This is a genomic window from Streptomyces sp. CNQ329 (assembly GCF_000482585.1).
This window is the reverse complement of the sequence record NZ_AXVU01000004.1, coordinates 132150-154981: the sequence shown is the minus strand read 5'-3', so window position 1 is coordinate 154981 and position 22832 is coordinate 132150. Positions and strand designations below refer to the sequence as shown.

Annotated in this window: 13 protein-coding genes; 10 read left to right on the top strand and 3 right to left on the bottom strand. The window is 70.1% G+C overall.

The window, feature by feature from the left end; all coding sequences use genetic code 11:
* The first annotated feature begins 112 nt into the window (after window positions 1-112).
* Both I003_RS0103205 and I003_RS31385 read left to right on the top strand, forming a co-directional pair.
* Window positions 113-925 (top strand): TrmH family RNA methyltransferase, encoded by an 813-nt coding sequence (locus I003_RS0103205; RefSeq protein ID WP_027770172.1) that lies wholly within the window; start codon window positions 113-115, stop codon window positions 923-925.
* A 222-nt stretch (window positions 926-1147) separates the two neighbouring features.
* The gene (locus I003_RS31385; protein ID WP_037719947.1) at window positions 1148-1402 is read left to right on the top strand and encodes an acyl carrier protein; all 255 of its coding nucleotides are present in this window, start codon (window positions 1148-1150) and stop codon (window positions 1400-1402) included.
* Here the strand turns inward: I003_RS31385 and I003_RS0103195 are convergent.
* Both I003_RS0103195 and I003_RS35900 read right to left on the bottom strand, forming a co-directional pair.
* Window positions 1388-3154, bottom strand: coding sequence for an ABC transporter ATP-binding protein (locus I003_RS0103195; RefSeq protein ID WP_027770171.1), 1767 nt, complete (start codon window positions 3152-3154; stop codon window positions 1388-1390). The two genes, I003_RS31385 and I003_RS0103195, sit on opposite strands and share 15 nt — an antisense overlap.
* Window positions 3151-4773 carry an ABC transporter ATP-binding protein gene (locus tag I003_RS35900; RefSeq protein WP_158688933.1) on the bottom strand — a complete coding sequence of 541 codons (1623 nt, stop codon included), beginning with the start codon at window positions 4771-4773 and terminating at the stop codon, window positions 3151-3153. Before I003_RS35900 ends, I003_RS0103195 begins: the two co-directional genes overlap by 4 nt.
* A 241-nt stretch (window positions 4774-5014) precedes the next feature.
* On the opposite strand from I003_RS35900, the gene I003_RS0103185 reads away from it, so the two are divergent.
* The 8 genes from I003_RS0103185 to I003_RS0103150 all read left to right on the top strand — a co-directional run bounded on the left by I003_RS0103185 (window position 5015) and on the right by I003_RS0103150 (window position 21787).
* Window positions 5015-6778, top strand: coding sequence for a non-ribosomal peptide synthetase (locus tag I003_RS0103185; RefSeq protein WP_027770170.1), 1764 nt, complete (start codon window positions 5015-5017; stop codon window positions 6776-6778).
* On the top strand, window positions 6775-8184 hold the full coding sequence (locus tag I003_RS0103180; RefSeq protein ID WP_027770169.1) for a condensation domain-containing protein: 1410 nt from the start codon (window positions 6775-6777) through the stop codon (window positions 8182-8184). Before I003_RS0103185 ends, I003_RS0103180 begins: the two co-directional genes overlap by 4 nt.
* Window positions 8177-13933 (top strand): type I polyketide synthase, encoded by a 5757-nt coding sequence (locus I003_RS34140; protein ID WP_027770168.1) that lies wholly within the window; start codon window positions 8177-8179, stop codon window positions 13931-13933. Before I003_RS0103180 ends, I003_RS34140 begins: the two co-directional genes overlap by 8 nt.
* 111 nt (window positions 13934-14044) lie before the next feature.
* On the top strand, window positions 14045-15145 hold the full coding sequence (locus tag I003_RS31370; protein ID WP_051368066.1) for an amidinotransferase: 1101 nt from the start codon (window positions 14045-14047) through the stop codon (window positions 15143-15145).
* A 5-nt stretch (window positions 15146-15150) separates the two neighbouring features.
* Window positions 15151-18285, top strand: coding sequence for a non-ribosomal peptide synthetase (locus tag I003_RS0103165; protein WP_158688932.1), 3135 nt, complete (start codon window positions 15151-15153; stop codon window positions 18283-18285).
* A gap of 18 nt (window positions 18286-18303) precedes the next feature.
* On the top strand, window positions 18304-19344 hold the full coding sequence (locus I003_RS0103160) for a fatty acid desaturase (RefSeq protein WP_078563693.1): 1041 nt from the start codon (window positions 18304-18306) through the stop codon (window positions 19342-19344).
* A gap of 9 nt (window positions 19345-19353) precedes the next feature.
* Complete coding sequence (locus I003_RS31365) at window positions 19354-20922, top strand: amino acid adenylation domain-containing protein (protein WP_051368065.1); 1569 nt, start codon at window positions 19354-19356, stop codon at window positions 20920-20922.
* Between the two features lie 52 nt (window positions 20923-20974).
* Window positions 20975-21787 carry a mycofactocin-coupled SDR family oxidoreductase gene (locus I003_RS0103150; protein WP_027770315.1) on the top strand — a complete coding sequence of 271 codons (813 nt, stop codon included), beginning with the start codon at window positions 20975-20977 and terminating at the stop codon, window positions 21785-21787.
* Here the strand turns inward: I003_RS0103150 and I003_RS0103145 are convergent.
* Window positions 21780-22826 (bottom strand): class I SAM-dependent methyltransferase, encoded by a 1047-nt coding sequence (locus I003_RS0103145; protein ID WP_027770165.1) that lies wholly within the window; start codon window positions 22824-22826, stop codon window positions 21780-21782. The genes I003_RS0103150 and I003_RS0103145 overlap by 8 nt on opposite strands.
* Between the last annotated feature and the right edge of the window lie 6 nt (window positions 22827-22832).

The window sequence follows — 22832 nt, the reverse complement described above, 5'->3', positions numbered from 1 at the left end:
CGGCCGGCGACCGCGCGGCAGGGTGGTATACCGAACGGGGAACGGCGTCTTGGCGTTGTGGACGGTGCGTTAGCATGAGCCGTTCCGGCACTGATGGAGCGGCGACAGGACGATGGTGAAACTGCAACACATCGGGGCGCAGCATCCGCGGATTCGCCAGATCGTGTCGATCCAAAGGAACTCGGCACCGAACCCGCACAAGCTCTTCGTCGCTGAAGGTCTGTGGGCGCACAACCTGCTGCTCGACAATGACGTGACCATCGATGCGTTCTTCTGGTGCCCGGAAGCCGCTTACGGTGACGAGGCCCGCAAACGCGCCGAACAGCTCATGGACCGCGCTCAGTCGGCTTACCAGATATCAGCGAAGACGCTGGAGCGCATCTCCGAGCGGGACCGGCCGGATGGGCTGGTATCGCTTGCGGCTCTCCCGAGGCATACCCCGGAGGAGGTGCGGCTGCCGCCGAACGCGCTGGTGATCGTCGCCGATGGCATGGAGATCCCCGGCAACCTGGGCACCCTCATCCGCACCTTCGACGCCTGTCGCGGTGATTGCCTGGTGCTGACGAACCGCCGCACTCGACTCACGCACCCGAAGGTGTTCCGGGCCAGTCAGGGAATGCTGCTGACGACGCCCATCATCGAGTTCGACCAGGTCGAGGACGCCGTGGCGTGGCTGCGCAAGTGGGACGTCGAGGTGTATCTCAGCGATACCAGAAACTCGCGCAACTATCGGCAGCACGATTACGGGAAGGGCCGCACGGCGATTGTTCTCGGCGCCGAGAAGTACGGGATTCCGAAGGCGTGGAACCAGCCCGACTTCAAACGGGTGTTCGTGCCGATGCTCGGCAATGCCGACTCGCTCAACGTCTCCGTCTCGGCGGCCGTTCTGTTGTATGAGGCCAGGGCGCAGAAAGAGGGATGGTGACCCGCGTATTCCCGCGATCGGCTGCCGCCGCCGTCCATAACCCCCCAGGGCAGAACAACGTGGGCACCTCGCCAACCCGGCGACACCCGGTGATCTTCGGCGTAGGATGCGACGGTGTCGAGCGTCGGGGGTGGAAGGCCGACTGCGGGGTCACCCCGGCGCTCCGGCTACATTCGTGACGGGAGCCCCGACCGGGCCGGGAAGCGCAGGAGGTTGCCGACGATGGCGGTGCACGAAGGAGATATTGCCCAGGTGTGGGCAGACGTGATCGGGGTGGATGTCTCCGAGATCGACACGGTCACCAGCTTCTTCGACGTCGGGGGAAACTCGTTTCTGCTGATCAAGTTGGTCGACGAACTGAAATCGGTCCTGGGCATCGCAACGGACGTCGTCGAGTTGCTGGAGTACGCAACGATCGAGGAGTTCGTTTCCCACTGCAATTCCCGGCTCGAAGACGCGGAGTCAGAGCCAGCTTGACCACAACCGGGCGTAGGTGCCGCCCTGCTCGAGAAGGTCCTGATGGGAACCGATCTCGACGAGCCGCCCGTGCTCCATCACGGCGATCCGGTCCGCGTCGTAGGCCGTGTGCAGGCGGTGCGCGATCGCGATGACCGTGCGACCCTCGAGCACGGTCGCGAGCGCCCGCTCAAGGCTGCGGGCCGGGCCCGGGCTTATCTGCGAGGTCGCTTCGTCGAGGATGACCACCGGTGGATCCGCCAGCAACAGCCGGGCGAGGGCAAGCTGTTGCGCCTGCGCGTCCGTCAAGGACTCCCCGCCCGCGCCGACCACGGTGTCCAGTTTCTCCGGAAGCCCGGCGAGCCATTCGCTCGCGCCGACCGTTTCCAGGGCCGTGCACAGCGCGAGGTCGTCGGGCTGCGCCCGCACGTCCCGGCCGGCCCGGGAGGTGGACATTTCGAGGTTCTCCCGGAGCGAGCCGCCGAAGACGTAGTGGTCCTGGGTGACCAGCATGACGTGCCGGCGCAGTTCGTGCAGCGGAATCTCGTGCAGCGGAACCCCGGAGATACGCACGCTGCCGGCACGCGGGTGGTAGACCCCGGACAGCAAGCGGGCGAGCGTCGACTTGCCGCTCCCGGTCTGGCCGACGATGGCGAGCCGCTCACCCGGCCGCACCGTGAGGTCGATCCCGTGCAGCACGTCCGGCCCGTCCTCGTAGCCGAACCGAAGGGCACTCGTGGACAGGTCGGCCGAGGAGATGACGCTCTCCCGCTTCGTCGCTGCCGGCTTCGTCTCCGCGTCCGCGACGCCGAGCAGACGCGCCAGTGAGACCTTCCCCTGCTGCAGCGTGGGCACCCAGTCGAGCAGGACTTCCAGGGGAACCATCGCCTGCAGGATGTACAGCGTCGCGGCGGTGACCTGGCCCAGGTTGACCCAGCCATGGTCGTAGGCGAACCCGCCGAGCAGCAGCGCCACGGCCAGCGGCGCGACGAAGAGGAACTCCTCGACCGGGTAGAGGACGCTGCGCAACCGCAGCGTCCTGCCGACGGCGCCGTACCAGGACCGGGTGTCCTCGACGGTGTGGCGCATGCGGTCGGCCTCCAGGCCGAACGCCTCGACGGTCGACGCTCCCGCGACGGTGGCGCTCAGGCCCTCGGTGATGCGTGCCGACGCTTCGGCCTCGCGCAGGTACGCGGTGTAACTGCGGTTCAGATACCACCGGTTGACGAGCACGAGCGGCGGCGCGATCACCAGCAGCGCGAACGAGAGCTGCCACGACACCAGCAGGAGAGCGCCGACACTGAGCACGACCCACACCACGGCCTCGGTCACCTGAGGTACCGCCAACTGCATGGTGCGCCGCAGCATGTCGACGTCGCGCGACGCCCGCGTCACCAGATCGCCGTCGTCGGAGGTCTCGACGACGGCGAGGGGAAGTTCGAGCACATCGTCGACGAACTTCTCGCGGATCTCGGCCAGGACCGTCGCGGCGAGCCTGCCCGCCGAGCGGAAGGCGACGCCGATCAGGAAGACCTGCAGGAGAATGAACCCCAGCAGGGCGCCCGCGAGGACCGTCACGTGGCCGGCCGTCGTGCCGTCGCGTACGGCCTGAACCATGGCGCCCAGCAGTCTGGGCCCGACCAGACCGCTGGTCGCGGCCAACCCGTACTGCACCAGCACCAGTGCCAGTTCCCGCTTGTGGCCTCGCACCAGCGTCCACACAAAGCGGCGGACCGTCTTCTCGCCGGCCACGGGGAGCGTGCGCGCGGTCATCGGCCGGCCTCCAGTGCGTCCTCGCGCCTGATCAGGTCCCCGTACGCGGAATGGGTCGCCAGTAGTTCCCTGTGCGACCCCGTGGCGACCACTCGGCCGTCGGCGACGTAGGCGACCTGCCGGGCATGCTGCAGCAACAACGGGCTCACCGTGAACACGACCGTGCTCCGGCCGTCCGCGAGAGCCTCGTGGTACCTGGCCAGATTGGCCGCGACGGTGTGCTCGGTGTAGGCGTCGACGGCGTTGGTCGGCTCGACGAGCAAGGTGATCTCGGCGCCGGCCAGGATCGCGCGGGCCAGTCGCAGGCGTTGCAGCTCGCCACCCGAGAACGTTCTGCCCCGCCCACGCATCCGCGTGTCGGAGCCGTCCGGAAGCGAGTCGATGATGTCCGCCGCGCAGGCGATCTCGAACGCGGCCGCGAGTTGTTCCGGCGAGGCGGCCGGCGCGATCTCGTGCCTGATGGTGCCGCCGAAGAACCGGTCGCTGTTGCGTGCCAGCAGCACCCGGGAACGTATGACGGACAGCGGCAGCGAAGCCAGCGGCTCGCCGTCCAACGTGACATCGCCGGAGCCCTCGTAGCGGGCCCACCGCCGGGCGATCAGCTCGGCGGAGGACGGCTCGGCGCACGCGACCGCCATCAGGGTCGACGGGGGGACCTCCAGCCCCGAGGTCCGGTCGACCAGGTGGGCCGCGCCGTTCGTCCCGGTGGCCACCGCCGGCCGCGTCCGGTCCGGCGCCTCGGTGTTCAGCAGCGCCGTGACACGGCCGGCGGAGACCAGCGCCTGGGTCACCTGCTTCGCGCCTTCCATGATGTCGTTGAGGGGGAGGGCGAGAAAGACCGCGAACGCGTAGAACGCGACCATCTGACCGATCGTCACCTGCTGGTCGAGCGCGAAGAGAGCCGCGATGTAGGTGGTGATCGCGGCGATCAGGCCCGGCATGAGGATGCGCGCCGCCTCGAGATTCGCCTCGGCCCGGGCCACCTCGGTGTCCGCGGCACGCAGGTGTGCGGAATCGGTGTGGAAGGCCGTCGAGAACTGCCTCTCGCCGCCGACCCCGCGCAGCACCCGCAGTCCCGAGGCGATGTCGACGGCCCTGGCCGCCAGCCGTCCCTGCTGAGACCGGTACGCGTCCTGGTTCCGGTACAGGGGGCGCAGCAGAAGTCCGCTGAGCGCGAGGAGCGCGGGAACCAGCACCAGGACCATCAGCCCGAGCGGCACCGAGATCGTGAGCATGAAGATGGTGACCACGATGACGGCCACGATCGAACCGAGGACCCGGCCGGCGTGGAGCAGTCCGTTGCCGATCGTGGTCACGTCCGACGTTACCGTCGCGGTCAGGTTGCCGGCGTCCTGCCCTCGCGGCAGCGAGCCCCCGAGCTTCGTGACGTGCCGCGTGACCGCCTGGACCGTCAGGCCGGCGGACACGGTGCGGCTGACGACCGTCTGCCGGTAGAACGCGATCCCCGCGGCCGCTCTCACGACGCCGAGCAGGAGGATGACAACGGACCAGAAGACCAGGTCGCCGCTGTCGCGGCCGGCGATGCCCTGGTCCAGGGACTGGCCGATGGCGACCGGAATGAACGCCTGGCCGGCGTTCCACACCGCGGAAGTCACCATCCCCCAGGCCGTGCTGGCCTTTTGACGCCCGACGAGCCACAGTAGATACCTGCTGGCCGAGCGGTGATCGACTGCGCCCGCGCCTAGCTCGGGGATGCGTCGCATGGCGGGAGGGGCTCCTTTTCGGGGTGTTGATCCGTGCGGCAGCATATCGTCCGGCCAGCGGGGGGTGATCTTATATCGTGGGTTTCCCGTGACGACTCGCCGCCCGGAGACTTCGCGACCTAGGGGAAGGCTGCCTGTGAGTGGACTGTCCGTACTGGAACAGGTCGGCGACATCGCCGCACGTGAACCGCGCCGACCCGCGGTCCGCTCCGGGGGAGGACTGCTCGACTACGGCGAACTCATGGCGAAGGTGACCGATCTCCACGATCAGTTGCGCGCGCAGGGGGCCGGCCCGGAAGACGTGGTGGCAACCGTGTTGCCCCGGGGCGGCAACTCGATCATCGCCATGCTCGGCATCTGGATGACGGGTGCGGCGTACCTGCCGGTCGACGTGAAGTGGCCCGAGCGGCGGCGTGAGCGCGTCCTCGCCGAGGTGGCCACCTTCGCTCTGGAGGCGTCCGACGGCGCGCACGGTGGCATGCCGGGTGAGTCGGGGCTGTCTGCCCGGCGCCTGCGCGAAGGCCGTGCCCGGGCCGACGGGGTGAGCGCGACCGAGCGCAATCTGGCCTACGTCATCTGCACGTCCGGCTCCACCGGTACCCCGCTGGCGGTCTGTGTCGAGTTCGGGGCGCTGGACAACTACGCGCGGTACCTCCGCGACCTGGTGAAGCAGCCGGGTGTGCACGACGAGACCGACCTGCGGGTGCTGCTCTCGGCCGACTTCGCCTTCGACGCGTCGCTGCGGCCCGTCCTGCTCCTCGCGGCGGGTGCCGAGCTCGTCGTCGCGCCGGATCTGACCGAGGGCTCGTGGCAGGAGCACATCGACTGCATCGCCGAGCACAAGGTCACGGTCCTCAGCGGCGTGCCGTCCTGGTACTCCGGGCTGCTGGCCGCGGGTTACGTACCCGGCGACTCCGCCGTGCGACTGGCGTTCATCGGCGGCGAGGCGGTGCCCAACGGCGTCGTGCGCCAACTGGCCGCGAGCCAGTGCGTCGTGGTGCAGTACGGTCCCACGGAAACGACGGTCGCCGCGACGGGCGGCCGGGTGACCGACGACGGGTTCCAGGAAGCGCCGATCGGCGAACCCCTGCCCGGGACGCGGATCCACCTCTACCGCAACGCCGACCTCGACCCGGCGACCGACGGCGAGCCGGCATACCTGTACGTGGGCGGCGCGGGCGTGGCGCGCGGGTACCTGAACGATCCCCGGCTGACCGCCGAGCGATTCATCCCGGACCCCTCCGGTCCGCCGGGCTCCCGGCTGTTCCGGACCGGCGACCTCGCGAAGGTGTCGCCGCAGGGCACCTACAGTTTCCACGGGCGGTCGGACGACCAGGTCAAGATCAGCGGACGGCGGATCGAACTGTCCGAGATCTCGACGGTCCTCAACCGGCATCCCGCTGTCGCCCAGTCGGTCGCGTTCGTGGACCGCGACGCCCCGGCCCCCGTGCTCGTCGCCTGCTACGTCGGTGCTCGTGGCGTGGCCGAAGCGGGGGAGGAGGCCAGTGTCCGGGACCACCTGGCCGGCGAGCTCCCCGGCTACGAAGTGCCCGCCGTGGTCCGGCGCGTGGAGTCCATGCCGATGACCGAACGCGGGAAGGCGGACGTCCCGGCACTGGCGCGACTGGTGAAGCCGGCCGAGACCGGAGCCCGGGACGAGAAGCCCGACGAGTCCGGCATGACCGAGGTCGAGAAACGGGTGATCGCGATCGTGCGGTCGATGACGGACGCCCCGTGTTCGCTCGACGACGAGTTCTTCACGCTGGGCCTCGGCTCGCTGGACTCGCTGAACATCCTCGCCCAGATCCGCGAAGAGCTCGGCGTCCGGGTGCGGTTGCGGGACTTCTTCCAGGCACGCACCACGCGGAACCTCTGCAAGCTCATCGGGGACGTCAGTTGACGAGCACGGAGGTGGGCGAGCGCATCGTCCCGCTCGGGCCGCTCCAGGAGCAGTTCTGGCGCTTCTGGCGGCAGAACCCCCGGAGCACGGCGTACATCATGCCGGAGGTCTATCTCTTCGACGGTACCTTCGACGTCGCCGCCGCCACGTACGCCCTTGAGGAGACGGCGCGCCGCCACGAGTCCCTGCGAACCACCTTCCGCGAGGTGGACGGTACCGTCGTACAGGTCGTCGGCCCCGATCCGGCGCACGCCCCGGTCGAGGTGCTCGATCTCCGGGAGCTGTCCGGGGCCGCGCAGACCGAGCGGTTCGAACGCGCCATCGCCGACGCGACGAACACGACGTTCGACCTCACCGACCGGCCGGCGATCAGGCTCACCGCCGTGCTCCTGTCGGACAGCCGGACAGGGCTGGTCCTCTCCGCTCATCAGATCATCTGCGACGGCAGCTCGATGGCGCTCGTCGTCGACGATTTCGGCGAGTTGTACCGCTCGGCCCGGGCGGGCACGACGCCGGAGCTCGCGCCGGTCACGCCCGGATACTCCGCCTTCGTGACGGACCAGCTCGCGGCCCTCGCCGGCGACATGACCCGCGACGACCTGAAGTCCTGGGTCGGCGGGCTCTCGGGCGCCGCCGGCAGCGTCCTGCCCGGAGACTCCCGGGCAGCGGAGGGGAGTCCGGCGGCGCCGGAGAACGGCGATCTGTCCACGACACTCCTGTCGACGACGCTCGACGATGCGCTGGCCGGCCAGGTGGTGGCGTACGGGCGCCGCGCGGGATCGACACCGTTCTCCGTTCTGCTGTGCGCGATGAGTGTCATGACCGCCGCCGCCACCGGCGACGGCGACGTGTGCGTCGGGACCGCGACGAGCTGCCGGACCCCGAAGTTCGCACGCACCGTGGGAATGCTCACGAACATGGCCGTGACGCGCGCGCGGATCGACCTGTCGGGCACGTTCGCCGCAGCACTGCGCGAGGTGTCGATGAACCTGCTGGACGCCATCGACAACCAGGACCTGCCGTTCAGCAAGGTGGCGGATCTGTGGCGAGCGGACGGATCGCCCGCCGGCACCGAACTGGTCCGGACGACGTTCTCCGCCGGCGCCAGCGGTGGACTGGCCCTCGGCGAGGGCACGTTGTCGGAGCGCGTCGCCCGCACCTCGCAGGGGCCTTTCGACCTCGGGGTCGTCTGCGACATCACCGAGGCCGGCATCGCTCTGGACTGGCAGTACGCGCTGCGCGCCTACTCGCCCCGGCTCTCCCGCGACTACTGCGACGCGTATCAGGAGATCCTGGCGATGTTGCTGACGCACTCCGAAACGGCGATGGACTCGCTCGGGATCCCGGAGGTTCTGCCTCCGGCCGGTCGTCGGGCTGGTGGAGTGCGGGGAGAGGCGGATGCGTGAACCGCTGGCCATCGTGGGCATGGCGTGCCGCGTCCCCGGCGCCGCCGACTACCGTGCACTGTGGGCCAACGTCGAGGCCGGCGCGACAGGCATGGTGGAGGTCAGCGAGCAGGATCGCCGGCGCGAGGGAATCGTCCTTCCCCCGGACGTGAGACACCCTTACGTGCCGGTGGCCGCGCCGCTTGAGGATCACGACGAGTTCGACCACGCCGCCTTCGGCATCACCGCCGGTGAAGCCCAGGCTGTGAACGTCAACCACCGCGTCATGATGGAGGTCGTCCTCGAGGCCCTGGAGGACGCCGCCTGCGACCCGTTGCGGAACTCCGGCAGGATCGGTCTCTTCGCGGCCGGTGGAGCCGGCTCGCCGATCCCGGTCCTGGAGCGCATCGGCGACCCCAGGTGGGGCGATGCCACGAGGCCGCTCATGTCGTCGGAGGCGGTCAACTGGGTGTCGCTGATCGACCATGACCTCCTGTCCACCCGGATCGCCTACGCCCTCGACCTGCGCGGTCCGTCCCTGACGGTGCAGAGCGCCTGTTCCAGCTCGCTGGTCGCGCTGCACCTCGCCGGCCAGAGCCTGCTGTCCGGTGATTCCGACGTGGCCGTGGCCGGGGGAGTGAACGTCGAGCACCCGCACCGGGCGGGCTACTACCACCAGCCGGGCAGCATCTGGTCCTCGGACGGCCGATGCCGTCCGTTCGACGCGTCCGCCGACGGCACGATCTCGGCGAGCGGGGCGGGCGCGGTGGTGATCAAACGACTCGACCGTGCGCTCGCCGACGGAGACGAGATCCACGCCGTCATCCGCAGCAGCGCGATCAACAACGACGGCAGGCGCAAGGCCGGGTTCACGGCGCCGAGCGTGCAGCAGCAGAGCCAGGTCATCTCCGCGGCGCTGACCGCGGCGGGCGTGGCAAAGGGCGACATCGGCTACGTCGAGGCACACGGAACCGCGACCGAGATCGGGGACGTCGTCGAGTGGGCGGGCCTCGAACGCGCCCTCGGCACCGAGGGCGCGCCGTGCGCGATCGGCGCCGTCAAAGCGAACGTCGGGCATCTCGGTGCGGCGGCCGGCGTCGTCGGCCTGATCAAGGCCGCGCTCGTCGTCCACCACGGCCGGATCCCTCCGGTCGCGAACTTCGAGCGGCTGAATCCGAGGATCACGGCGAACTCCAGGATGTTCGTGCCGGCGGACGTGAGGTCCTGGGCGGACGGCGGACATCCGCGACGAGCCGGGGTCAGCTCGATGGGGGTCGGCGGCACCAACGCGCACGTCGTCCTGGAACAGGCGCCGGTGCGCGAGCCGGCGAACCCGCCGGCCGACGGTGCGTACGTGCTCCCCGTCAGCGCCGCGTCGGCGCGCAGCGCCGAGAGAACGATGGACCGCGTGGCGGACTTCGCCACCGAGGAGCCGGAACGCCTGGGCCGGCTCGCGCACACGATGTCGACGGGCCGGCGGGTGCTCGCCCACCGGCAGGCCACCGTCGTGGTCAAGCAGGACGGGCAGATCAGCACGTGGCGGACGGGGGTCCGGCGGGCGAAGAAGAAGCCTCACACCGTTCTCGTCTTCCCCGGGCAGGGGAGCACGCTCGGTGACCTGACGGCGGCGAAAGAGGAGATCGACGGGTTCGCCGACTCGTTCTCGGAGGCTCTGTCGAGCCTGGCGGCCGAGGACCGGCCGCTGGTGGCGGCCCTGCTCACCGGCGCGGGGGAGCCCTCCACGCCGAGGATCACCGAGCTCGCGATGCTCGTCCGGTCCGTGGCGATCGCGAGATCGCTGCTCGCCGACGGCATCCGGCCCACGTCCTTGTGCGGCTACAGCATCGGCGAACTGGCCGCCGGTGTGGTCGGCGGAGTGCTCACCCTGGCCGATGCCGCGACCGTGCTCACCGAGCGTGCCCGCATCCTGGAAGGGGCCCCGCCCGGGGAGATGATCCGGGTACGGCTGACCGAGGACTCGGCCGCCCAGTACCTCAGCGACCGGGTGTCGTTGGCGATCGTGCCCGGTGCCAGGGACTGCGTCCTCAGCGGTGAGGCGCAGGCGATCGAGGCGGTCGCGGCCGAGCTGCGGGCCGGGGGGGTCGCCTCGGTCAGGATTCCTGTCGCGCACCCTTTCCACAGCACGGTCCTGGAGCCGTTCACCGAGAAGTACACCGCGATCTGGTCCCAGATCGACCTGCGGCCCCCGGCACTGCGGCTGACGTCGCCGACGACCGGCGGCGCGATCGACGAGGCGACCGCCCGGGACCCCGGGTTCTGGGCCGGCCAGTTGGTCCGGACGGTCCGGTTCGCCGACGCGCTGAGCGCGCTGCACGCGGACGGCGCGGACCTCGCCGTCGTTCTGGATTCGGGCACGGGCGTCACCCCGTTCGTCAAGGACGTCTTCGGTGCCGGCGCGGTGGCCATGACCACCGGGCGGCAGACGGGGTTCGACGCGAGCTCGCGCGCCCGGCTGCTCGCGACGGCCTGGACGGCCGGGCACGACCGGGCGCTCCCGTCCACCGCCGAGCGCGCGGACGGTGCGAGGAGTGTCGTCGTCCACGCCCCCACCTACGCGTTCGACCGTGACGGGACCGACCGGGACGGCGTCGACCGGAACCACGCTCACGCACGCAACGAGGAGGGGCACGAGCCCATGCCGGCGGAACCAGTCCCGGCCACCGCTTCCGGTCGGCCGGAGTCCTTGCCGGAGCAGCCTCCGGGGACCGCCGACCGTGACAGCGTCGAACTGGGTATCCGGCAGGTTGTCGCGAAGCTGGTGGGACTCACGCTGTCGGAGGTGTCGCCGAGCACGTCCTTCATCAACGTCGGGTACGACTCGTTCCTGCTGATTCAGCTTGCGGACGCGCTGTCGGCCGAGTTCCAGGTCGCCGTCGACGTCCGTCTGCTGTACTTCGAGCGGGATTCGCCCGCCCTCCTGGCCGAGCACCTCACCGGTCTCGTGCCGGCGAGCTGGCGCCCGTCGGGCGACGCGCCCGCGCCCGCCCCGGCTCGGGAGCCGGCCCCCGCTCCGGCTCCCACTCCGGCCCCCGCGCAGGTCTCCGCGCCGGCGCCGCGGTCCGAGCCCGAGCACCGGCCCGACGAGACGTCCGGGCTCCCGACGGAGGAGGAGCAGGAGCGGCTCCGGCGTACCCCGGTGTCGAAACGAGTCACCGAGGAGGACCGGTACACGCTCGTCGATCAGCGGAACGTGGTGTTCTCGCTGCGCACGGGCCGCCGCGAGGTGAGCTACCCGGTGGTCGGGGTCAGAGGCGAGGGCTCACACTTCGTCGACGTGGACGGGCGCGAGTACCTCGACCTGTGCATGGGCTTCGGCGTCACCATGCTGGGACACGCGTCCGAGCCGGTGACGCGGGCGCTGCGCTCCTTCGAGCCCTCCGAACTGCTGCTGGGCCCGCAGTCGTCGACCGCGGGAGACGTCGCCCGCGGCATCGCGTCGTTGACCGGGGTCGACCGGGTCGGCTTCGCCACCTCGGGCACCGAGGCGGTCATGGCCGCGGTGCGCGCGGCTCGCGCCAAGACCGGGAGAGATCTGCTCGCGGTGTTCACCGGGTCGTTCCACGGCACCTTCGACGGCGTGCTGGTCGCTCCCCGGGCCGGTGGGCTGCCCGGTGAGACGACGACCCTCGGCCGGGGCACGCCGGCCGGCATGGTTCAGGACGTCATCGCCGTCCCGTACGACGAGTCGGCGATCCCCGTGCTCGAGTCCTACGGCGAACGGCTGGCGGCGGTGCTGGTGGAGCCGGTCCAGAGCCGGCGCCCCGGCTACCAGCCCGCGGAGCTGCTGCGGCGGCTTCGCACGCTCACCAGCGACGTGGGCGCCGCACTGATCTTCGACGAGATCATCACCGGTTTCCGGTGCCATCCGGCCGGTGCGGCCGGATACTTCGGTGTCCGTCCGGACCTGGTCACCTACGGCAAGGTCATCGGTGGCGGCATGCCCCTCGGGGTCATCGCGGGCGACGCGGAGTTCATGGCGCCCATCGACGGCGGTCGCTGGCGGCAGGGGGACGCCGGACTGCCGCAGCGACCGAGCATGGTGTTCTCCGGGACGTTCAGCAAACAGCCGATGGCGATGGCCGTCGCGCAGCACATGGTCGGACATCTGAAGAAGGAGTCGCCCCGGCTGCAGGCCGACCTCACCCGGCGGACCGCGGACATGGCCGAGGCGATCAACGCACACGCCGCCGCGCACGGTTATCCGGTCACCGTGGAGAACTTCTCGTCCTTGTTCCGCATCAACGTCGGCGGCTCCGAGCGAGCGGAGGACATGTTCTTCCTCGGGCTGCTCAGCCGTGGCGTGTACGTGTGGGAGGGGCGCACCTGCTTCCTCAGCGCCGCACACGACGACGCGGACTGCGAGCGGATCGTGCGGACCGTCGCCGACACCGCGGCCGAGATCGCCGCGAGCGGCCTCTGGCCGGGGACGGGGGCAGGGGCCCCGCCCGCACGGCCGCAGCCACCTCGGCCACCGGGCCCCGAAGCCCCTTCGCCGGTCGTCGGGCAGGCTCCGCTCACCGACGGCCAGAAGCTGCTGTGGATGAGCAGCGAACTGGGCGGCGAGCGCGAGGCCTCGTACCGCATGTCCGACGTGCGCCGGATCGACGGCGCGATCGACGAGAAGCGGTTGGCGGCCGCCATCGCCGCGGTCGCGGAACGGCACGAGGCGATGCGGCTCGGATTCGACCAGGACGGCGCGACGCAGAACTGCGTCGCCCGCGCCGTTCCGAAGCTGACCACGTGCACCATGAGCGACGCGTCGCCGGAGGACATCGAGGCGCTCCTCGACCGTTTCGCGAAGCGGCCGGTCGACATGTCGGTCCCGTCGCTGTTCCAGTTCCACCTCGTGCGGACCGGCGATGCCTCGTTCCTTCAGGCGACCGCGCCGCACGCGGTCGTGGACGGGTGGTCGTTCGAGGTTCTGTGGGCGGAGTTGTCGGCCTGCTACCTGGGTGACGCGGCGAGCCGGGCCCTCCCGGCGCCCGCCGGCTTCCTGGAGTACGCCCGGTTCAAGCGAGCCGAGGAGGACGCGCAGTTCGAGGCGAACGCCGCGCTGTGGCGGCCGAGGCTGGACGAGTTCTGGACGGCGGGCCGCATGGTCGAAGGCCCGGGGCCGTTCGCGCCGGTCACCCGGGTCGACTCGTTCTCCGCGAAGAGCCTGGCGGACCTCCGGAGTCTGTCGCGCGCCGGCCGGTCCACGATGCACACCGCCGCGCTGTCGGCCGTGGCGGTGGCGTCGTCGCTGCTGACGGGGGCTCCGCGGGCGATCATGGTGGCCCACCGCACCGGACAACCGCACTACGCCGGCAAGCCGCTCGTCGGCTTCTGCGTGGACCAGCTACCTGTCCTCATGGAGCTTCCCGACGATCGCAGCCCGGCGGACGTGACCCTGGACGTACAGACACAGCTCGTGGACACCTCGAACGCCACAGCCGGCCTGTACCGCCTGCTGCAGGACCGGCGCTACCGCCGGACACCCGCCGCTCTCATCGCCTTCGACTACGCGCACGAGGGCCAGGAGGACCTGTTCGGGTTCGCGACCACACCGGTGGCGATGCCGCGCCGGGCCATGCCCCGGCCGGCGATGGTGACCGTCGAGGAGCACAGCACCGGGTTCGAGATCATCTCGGAGGTCTCCCAGGAAAGCGAGCTCGCGCCGTACGCGGCGGACCTGGCGGCCACCGTGGAGCGGGTGCTCTCCGCATCCACCGTCCCACTCGGCGAGATGCGCCGAGCTCATCGGTCCTAGGTGATCGATCTGTGATCATCCGACCGGGCGTTGCGACTAGACTGGATCGACGACCTGAGGGTCCATCAGCGGAGGGGGAACAGATTGTCCAGCGACCGGACAGATGCCGCAGTGCGTGACCTCGATCATCCAGCCGGCACCGCGGCCGCGGCGTCAGGCCCCGTCGAGTGCTACAACGAGTGGGACCCGCTTGAGGAAGTCATCGTCGGCATCGTCGACAACGCCCACTTTCCCCCGTGGCATGTCGCCGTCGGCGCGCCGCTGTCGCCCGAGCAGCGTGAGATCTTCCGGCAGCGGGCCGGGCAGCCGTTCCCGGCCGACCAGGTGGCCGCCGCGCGCGACGAGCTCGATCAGCTCGCCGAGATCCTCGAAAGCATGGGCGTCGTGGTGCGCCGACCGGAGCCCCGCGACCACTCCGCCTCCTACGGCGTTCCCGGCTGGTCGAGCACGGGACTGTACGACGCGATGCCACGCGACCTGTTGCTCGTCGTCGGTGACGAGATCATCGAGGCGCCGATGTCGTGGCGGTCGCGGCACCACGCGGTCTCGGCGTTCCGGCCCTTGCTGAAGGAGTACTTCCAGCGCGGTGCGCGTTGGGCCTCCGCGCCCAAGCCCGAGCTGCACGATGAGCTGTACGTCGGGGACTGGACGGACCAGCCGGACGGCGAGCCGTTCCGGTCGGTGATCACGGAGTACGAGCCGACCTTCGACGCGGCCGACTTCATGCGCTTCGGCCGGGACATCTTCGCCCAGCGCAGCCACGTCACCAACGGGATGGGTATCGAGTGGCTGCGCCGGCACCTCGGCGACGACTACCGCGTCCACGAGGTGACGCTTGACGACGACCACCCGATGCACATCGACGCAAGCCTGGTACCCCTCGCTCCCGGGAAGCTGCTCATCCAGCCGGAGCGGGTGAGGGAGGTGCCGGAGCTGCTGAAGGACTGGGAGGTACGGTCCGCGCCACCGCCGGTCATCCCCGACAGCCACCCGCTCTACATGACCAGTAAGTGGCTCAACATGAACGTGCTGATGATCGACGAGGAACACATGCTCGTGGAGGAACAGGACGTGCCGATGCAGCGACTGGCCGAGAGCTGGGGCATCACTCCGGTTCCCTGCCCGTTCCGCAACTTCAACAGCTTCGGCGGTTCGTTCCACTGCGCGACGACCGACGTCCGCCGTCGCGGCGAGCTGCGGTCCTACCTGTGACGTCGATGCCGCACTTGGCCCACCGGCTCATCGAGGCGCAGGCCGAGCAGACCCCGGACGCGGTGGCGGTGTCCTGGGACGGCGGGAACTACACCTTCCGCCAACTCGATGAGCGGGCGAACGTGCTCGCCGGCATGCTCGCCGAACACGGTGTCCGGCCGGAACGCCTGGTGGGCGTGAGCATGCAGCCGTCGCCACTGCTGCTCGTGTCGATGTTCGCGATCTGGAAGGCCGGCGGAGCGTACGTCCCCATCGACGCGTCGCTGCCGCGTGATGTCGCCGAGGGCATGGTCTCCGACGCCGGCGTGACCCTGCTGATCGGCAACGGTCCCGTCGCGGTGGATCTCGCCGGGGTGCACACGATCGACCTCGACGGCCTCGACCTTTCCGGCCCGCCCACAGCCGTGCCGTCGGTGGAACCGCACCCGGACAACCTCGCGTACTGCGTGTTCACCTCGGGCTCGACGGGTAAGCCCAAGCTGGTCGCGGCCGCGCACGCGAGCTTCGTCAACCACGCGCGGGCGCTGCGCGACCAGCTCTCGCTCGGTCCCCAGGATCGTTCGCTGCAGTCCACGGCGATGGCCTTCGATGCCGCGCTCGAGGAGATCCTCCCGGCGTGGCTGGCCGGCGGCGCTGTGGTGATGCCCGCACAGAGCAAGTTCACCCCCTGGGAGTTCACCAGCCTCATCGAGCGGTTGTCGGTGACGATGGTCAGCCTGCCGAGCGCCTACTGGCACCTGTGGGTCGACGACCTGGTGGCCGGCGTGGTGAGCCTGCCGCCGAGCCTGCGGACCGTGTTCATCGGCGGCGACAAGATCCTCGTCGACAAACTGACGGCCTGGTACGGGGTTCCGGGGGCGGAACGGATCAACTGGGTGTCGGACTACGGGCCGACCGAGACGTCGATCAGCGTCGCTCTGCACCATCCCGCCCGCGACGGCGTCGGCGGCTCCGACGGCTCGGACTACGCCCTGGTGTCGCTCGGCCGTGCGTTCGCGCAGGCGGCGCTGTACATCCTCGACGACGAGCTGCGGCCGGTGCCCGACGGCGAGCCCGGCGACCTGTGGGTGGGCGGTCCGCCGGTGACCCGCGGCTACTACCGGGCTCCGGCGATGACCGCCGACCGCTACCGTCCGGACCCGCAGGGCACGCCCGGTGCCCGGATGTACCGGACCGGCGATCGCGCCGCCCGGGCGCCCGACGGCACGCTCTCCTTCCTCGGCCGTTCCGACCGCCAGGTGAAGATCCGTGGGCAGCGGGTGGAACTCGGCCAGGTGGAGAGCGTCCTGCACCAGATCGACGGCGTGCGCGACGCCGTGGCAGTCGTCGTCGAGAATCCGTCCGCGGGGTCGTCCCTCGTCGCGTACGTCGAGGCCGGGGCCGAGGTGTCGGCGGGGGGGATCAGGACCCTGCTGGCCGAGCGGCTGCCGGAATCCGCGCTGCCGGCGCACATCGTGCTGCTGGAGAAGATCCCGCGTTCGCCGTTGAACGGGAAGGTGTCGCGCTCTGCCCTGCCGCCGGTCGGTGGCGCACGGGCCGGACGTCCCGGCGACGGGGCGGCCACCACGCTCGAACGCGCTGTCGCCATGCTTGTCGCCGACGTTCTCGGCGCTCCGGTGAGCGACCGGCACGACGACATCTTCTCGGCCGGCGGGGACTCGTTGCAGGCCATGCAGATTCTGAGCCGGGTCGCCGAGGTGACCGGTGTGGCCCTGACCTTCAAGGACTTCCGTGCGGCCCCGCACGTCGCCGGTATCGCCGCGTCGGTGACGCGGCTGCGCGGCGCCGGGCACGCGATCGTCCCGGCCGCCGGCCGCGATGAGTGGCAGCCGGCGTCGCGTGGGCAGCAGGCCCTCGCGTACCTCGACAAGGTGCACCGAGGCGCGCCCGTGTACGCCATCCCGGTCTGCTACCGGATCCGCGGGCCGCTCGACATCGAGCGCCTGGACGCCGCCCTGTCCGCCATCGTCGTCCGGCACGAGGCGCTGCGGACGGTGCTTGTCCAGAAGGACGGCACGGTGTGGCAGCACATCCGGCCTGCCGAGCCGGTCCGGACCGAGGTCGTCCGCGCCGACGGCTTCGCCGACGCCGCCGAACGCGCCCAGGCCGCGGCCGGGGTCCCCTTCGATCTGAGCACGGGACCGCTGCTGCGCTCGACCGCGTTCACGTTCGACGGCGAGTGGCTGTGGCTGCTCGACGTGCACCACGCGGTGTTCGATGCCTGGTCGCTGGCCCTGTTCTGGAAGGAACTCACGGCGCTCTACGAAGGCCGGCCGCTGCCGGACGTGGCCGTGCAGTACGCCGACTACGCCGTGTGGCAGCAACGCTGGCTGGCGGGACCGGAGGCGGCAGCACAGCGGGCGTACTGGTCGGCACACCTGACCGGAGCCCCGGAGCCCGCGCCCCTGGGAACGCGTCGGGCTGCCGGTGCCCGGGTGGGCACCTCCGGCTTCGCGCTGCGGTTGCCCCCCGGCGCCATCGACACCGCGGCGGTCACGCGCGTCGCCCGCGAGTGCCGGTCGACTCCGTACACGGTCCTGCTCGCCTCCTTCTTCCTCGCCCTGAGCCGTGCGATCGGCACGGACGAGCCGGTGGTCGGCCTGCCGGTCGCCTGCCGCAACCGGCCGGGCACAGAGGACATCATCGGGTACCTCGTGAACACGGTCGCGGTGCGCGCCCGGTTGAAGCGGACGATGACTTTCCGCGAGGTGATCGCCGACGTCGACGTGGCGATGGCCGAGGCGCTGACGCATCAGGATCTGCCCTTCGCCGACGCGGCCGACGGGGCGTCACGCAGCTCCCGGGCCGGGGCCCCGCCGATCTTCGAGGCGATGTTCGGGTTCCAGTCCACGCCGCTCGACAGCCTCGACGGCATCGCGGGACTGTCCGTCGTCGAGCACTTCGTGCACTCCGGCACGGCGAAGACGGCACTGACCTGGACGGCGCGCAACGAACCGGCCGGCCTTGTCGGCGAGATCGAATTCGCCGCCGACGCCTTCGACACGGAGTCCGCGGGGCAGTGGCAGGCGGACCTGATGGCCACCCTGGCCGCGGCGCTGGCCGACCCCGACCAGCCGATCGGCGCGCTTCTCGAGGCGCCCCCCGCGAGTGTTCCCTCCTCGGTAGAACGTAGAGGTTGAGTTGGATAGAGTCTCGTCATGTCGCAAACTTTCGCCGATACGACGTCGGGCGGCAGGGGGACCCGGCATCGGTTCGATCGGGAGATTCTCGACGCCGTCCGCGTAGCGTCCCGCCCGGACAACTGGCACGGACCCGCGGAAATCCTCCGGCACTGGTTCTGGATCGCGTTCTGGTGCACGGCATCGGTGTGGACCTTCGGCAACTTGTCGCTCTGGGCGTCCGTCCCGGTGTACCTGATCGCCGCATTCTTCATCGGCGGCCGGCAGCGCGCCGTGGCGGGTGTGCTGCACATGGCCACGCACCGCGCGTTCATGGCCAACCATCGCGTCGGCAGTGTCCTCGGCGCCGTCTTCGGCGGGTATCCGGTGCTGCAGAGCTTCACCGCATACCGCGCGTCACATCTCGGCGAACACCACGGGCGCCTGGGCGACCCGGAGCGTGATCCCGACTACCGCCAGTACAAGGACAACGGCCTGTGCGGTGACAATCTGGGCCGCCCGGCGCTGAACCGCTACCTGCGCAAGGTGGTGGGCCCGCGATCCACCGGCTCGTACATCCTCTACCTGCTGCGGCACCGGATCTGGTCGAAGGACGAAGCGACGTTCGAGCGCGCCCTGCGTATCGCGTTGCTCGTCGCCGTGCTGGGGTGGGCCGTGGTCGGCAACTGGTGGCTGTGGCTGATCCTGCTCTGGTTCGTCCCGCTGGTGACCACGCAGGTCTGGATCGGCGCGGTGGCCGAGTTGATGGAGCACTTCCCGCTCATCGAGAATGCGCCGCGCGTCGACCTCTACATGTCGTGGAACCGGGACTACGGGTTCTGGACCCGTTTCCTGTTCGGCGAGACCGATGGCGAAGGATTCCATCTGGTCCATCACCTGTTTCCCAGGACACCGATGTGGCGCCTGCGTGAGGTCGACGCCATCCTCGCGAAGGACCCGGTCTACGCCGCGCTTCCGCGGCTCAGCGGGGTGCTCGGCGGCATGGTGCAGATCTACCGGTCGCTGCCGCCGACCCCGCGGCCACGCCCGCAAACGGGCCCGGTTCAGACCGCCACGTGAGGAGTTGACGTGCATCACGTGAGCGGCTCGACGTCGCTGGTCTCACGGTTCGCGTGCCAGGCCGGATCCACGCCGGAGGCGATCGCGGTCGACGACGCCGGCCGGCTCGTCACCTACCGCCAGCTCGACCAGTGGTCCGACGCGGTCTGCGCGGAACTGCTGGCCGCCGGGGTCGCGCCCGGCGGCCTCGTGGGTGTGCTGCTGCCACGCGACTCCCGCTGGATAGCCGCGATTCTGGGCGTGCTGAAGACCGGCTGCGGTTATGTGCCGCTGGATCCGCTGTATCCGGCCGAGCGCCTGGCCATGATGGCGTCGGACTCGGCGCTCACGCTGGTCCTCTCCGCATCCTCGGAGACGGATCCGGCGTTGGGCCGGCCGTGCGTGGCGATGCCGGCCCCGACCGCGACTGCCCGGCCGGCGGTACGCCCGCCCGTTGGCCCCGACTCACCGGCGTACGTCATCTACACGTCGGGTTCGACCGGGAGGCCGAAGGGGGTGCCGATCCGGCACCGCAACGTGCTCGCCCTCCTGGACGGGGCCCATACCCGGATGAGCTTCGATGCCACCGACGTCTGGTCCCTGTTCCACTCCTTCAGTTTCGACTTCTCGGTGTGGGAGATGTGGGGGCCGTTGCTGACGGGCGCCCGCATCGTCCTCGTGCCGCAGAACGTGCGGCTGGACCCCCAGGCGTTCGTTTCCTTTCTGGCGAGTTCCGGTGTGACCGTGTGCAACATGGTCCCGTCGATCTTCCGGCACCTCGTCGCCTCGGGTGAGGGACCGCAGGACGAGCTTGTGCTGCGCCAGGTCATCTTCGGTGGCGAGGCGGTCGATCCGGTGTCGGTCTCGCGGTGGTACTCGGCACTGCCCCCGTCGCGACGGCCGGCGGTCGCCAACATGTACGGGATCACCGAGTCGACCGTGCACGTGACACTGCGCCAGATGACCGCGGCCGACTTCTCGCGCTCCGAGCCGGGAACACTGATCGGCACGCCGCTGCCCCACGTCCGGCTGCGGCTGGTGGATCACCTGCTGCGGCCGGTTGAGCCCGGGGACGTCGGCGAGATCCTCCTCGACGGCCCCGGGGTGAGCGACGGCTATCTCGGCCGCGCGGACCTCAACCGCGAGCGGTTCCCCGCCAGGACCGGCGATGACGGATCGAGGGAGCACTGCTTCCGCACCGGCGATCTCGCCGCCTGGGATGAGGCCGCGGGCAGCTACGTCTATCGCGGACGCATCGATGACCAGGTACAACTGCGCGGTCACCGCATTGAGTTGGGAGAGGTCGAGGCATCGCTGCGCGCCTGTCCCGACGTGTTCGACGCCGCCGTGGTGCTGCACAGCACCTCCGGGCAGGACGCGGCGCTCCTCGCTCACGTCGTCGCGGCCGGGTCCCTCCCGGACGACCAGGCACACGCGAGCCGAGTCGTCCGGGCGATCAGACGCAACCTGGCCGAGATGCTGCCGCACTACATGATTCCGCAGCACATCCGACTGGTGCCCGCCCTGCCGCAGAGCGAGTCGGGCAAGGTGGACCGGAACGCTCTTGTTCCGCTTTCCCTCCCGGCGGAACAGCAGTAATACCCGGTTCGTGTCAGCGTTTGATTCGCCATCATCCGACGTCAGGAGAGTTGTGTACCGTCTCGAGGGTAGGGTCGCCTTCATCACCGGAATCGGCCGCGGCCAAGGGCGTAACCAGGCTGTGCGGCTGGCCTCCGAAGGTGCGGACATCATCGGCGTGGACATCTGCCGTGATGTCGAGTCCGCGGCCTATTCGATGGCGTCGGAAGACGACATGGCCGAGACCGTGCGACAGGTGGAGGCACTGGGCCGGCGCGTCGTCGCGCGCGTCGGCGACGTGCGTGACGGCGCGTCGTTGCGCAAGGCCGTGCAGGAGGGCGTCGAGCGGTTCGGCCGGCTGGACTTCGTGGTGGCGAACGCCGGTATCAGCACCGCCCAGTTCGGGATGACGACGCCGGAGCAGGAAGAGCAGGCGTGGAACGACGTCATCGCCGTGAACCTCACCGGGGCCTGGAACACCGCGCAAGCCGCCATTCCGTACATGGTCGCCGGCGGCCGAGGCGGTTCGATCGTCTTCATCGGCTCGACCGCGGGGCTGCGTGGCCTGGGGGCGGGCGGGTACACCGCGGCCAAGCACGGCGTCGTCGGCATCATGCGCGGGCTGGCCAACGAACTGGCCGAGGACAACATCCGCGTCAACGTCGTGCACCCCGCGGCGGTCAACACGCCGATGGCGGTCAACGAAGGGATGCAGGCATACGTGGATGCGCAAGCCGAGAAGGGCGGTGGCGACCAGAACGCGATGCCCTTGCTGGAACCTGCCGACATCAGCGCCGCCGTCGCGTTCCTGCTCTCGGACGAGGCCCGTTACATCACCGGCACGGACCTTCCGGTCGACGCGGGATTCGTGAACCGCGTCAGCTAGGGCGCAGCGACAGCACGACGCTCTGCACTTCGAGCACCTCTCGCTCGGCGAGCGCATCGAGGTAGGCCGCCCGCTCGTCCCGCCCGACGGCCAGCAGCGAATGCGGTGGCAGCCGGCGTTCGCGGACCATGTCGCGGCTCAGGGTGAACGGCGACGACTCATCGGTCGCCGGGCTCAGGTGCCAGCTCTCCGGATCGTGGATCACCCGGCGGAGCAATCCGTCCAGCGAGCCGTCCGCCGCGGTGACCTCGGTGTCGAACCAGATCTGTGCCATGCCTTGCGGGTCGAGAAGGCCGCGAAGTGAGGTGTTGATGAAAGCGAACGCGGTCGCGCTGTCCGGAGCGTTGAACGCGATCCGCCCATAGGTGGCGGTGTCGGTGTAGGTCGTGCAGTCGCCGACGACGTACCGGGCGTCGACACCGTTGAGTACCGCGTTCGCGGTGGCGTAGGAGACCGATCGGGCGCCGATGTCGGCGCCCACCCGCGGATGACCGCAGTCGGCCAGTTGGGACACGAAGCCGGTCCCGCATCCCATGTCGAAAAAGGATTGCCCCCGCAGGTCGGGGCGCTGGACGTGCCGGAGCAGCTCTATCGACGAGGCGTGCGGCGGCATGCACCCGCCGTCGGGCCAGTCCCGGGTGAACCCGTCCGGACCGTGTTCGAACAGCCGGTCGGAGAGAAAGAGCCCGTTCCGGTACTCGGTGACGGCGACCGTGCCGCGCCGCTCGCCGTCCGGAAGGACCCTGACCAGTCCGAGGTCGGTGAGCAGCGAGGCGAGCTCCGGAGCCAGGAGCTTCCAACGCTGCTGAGGCACCTGTCCACACAGGAGGAACAACTCGAACAGGACCGCGGTGGGATCGTCGATCAGCGACAGCTCTCCGAGGTGATACAGCGAGAACCGCCCTATGTCGGACAGGGCGGCTTCGCCGGACGTGTCGAGCTCAAGCAGGTGCGGCAACCGGGCGGTTCGGTAGTCCGCCGCGCGGAGCAACGCGCCGAGCCGGGCGAGTGAGTCCCGCTCCGCCTGGAAGACATCCACGTTCCG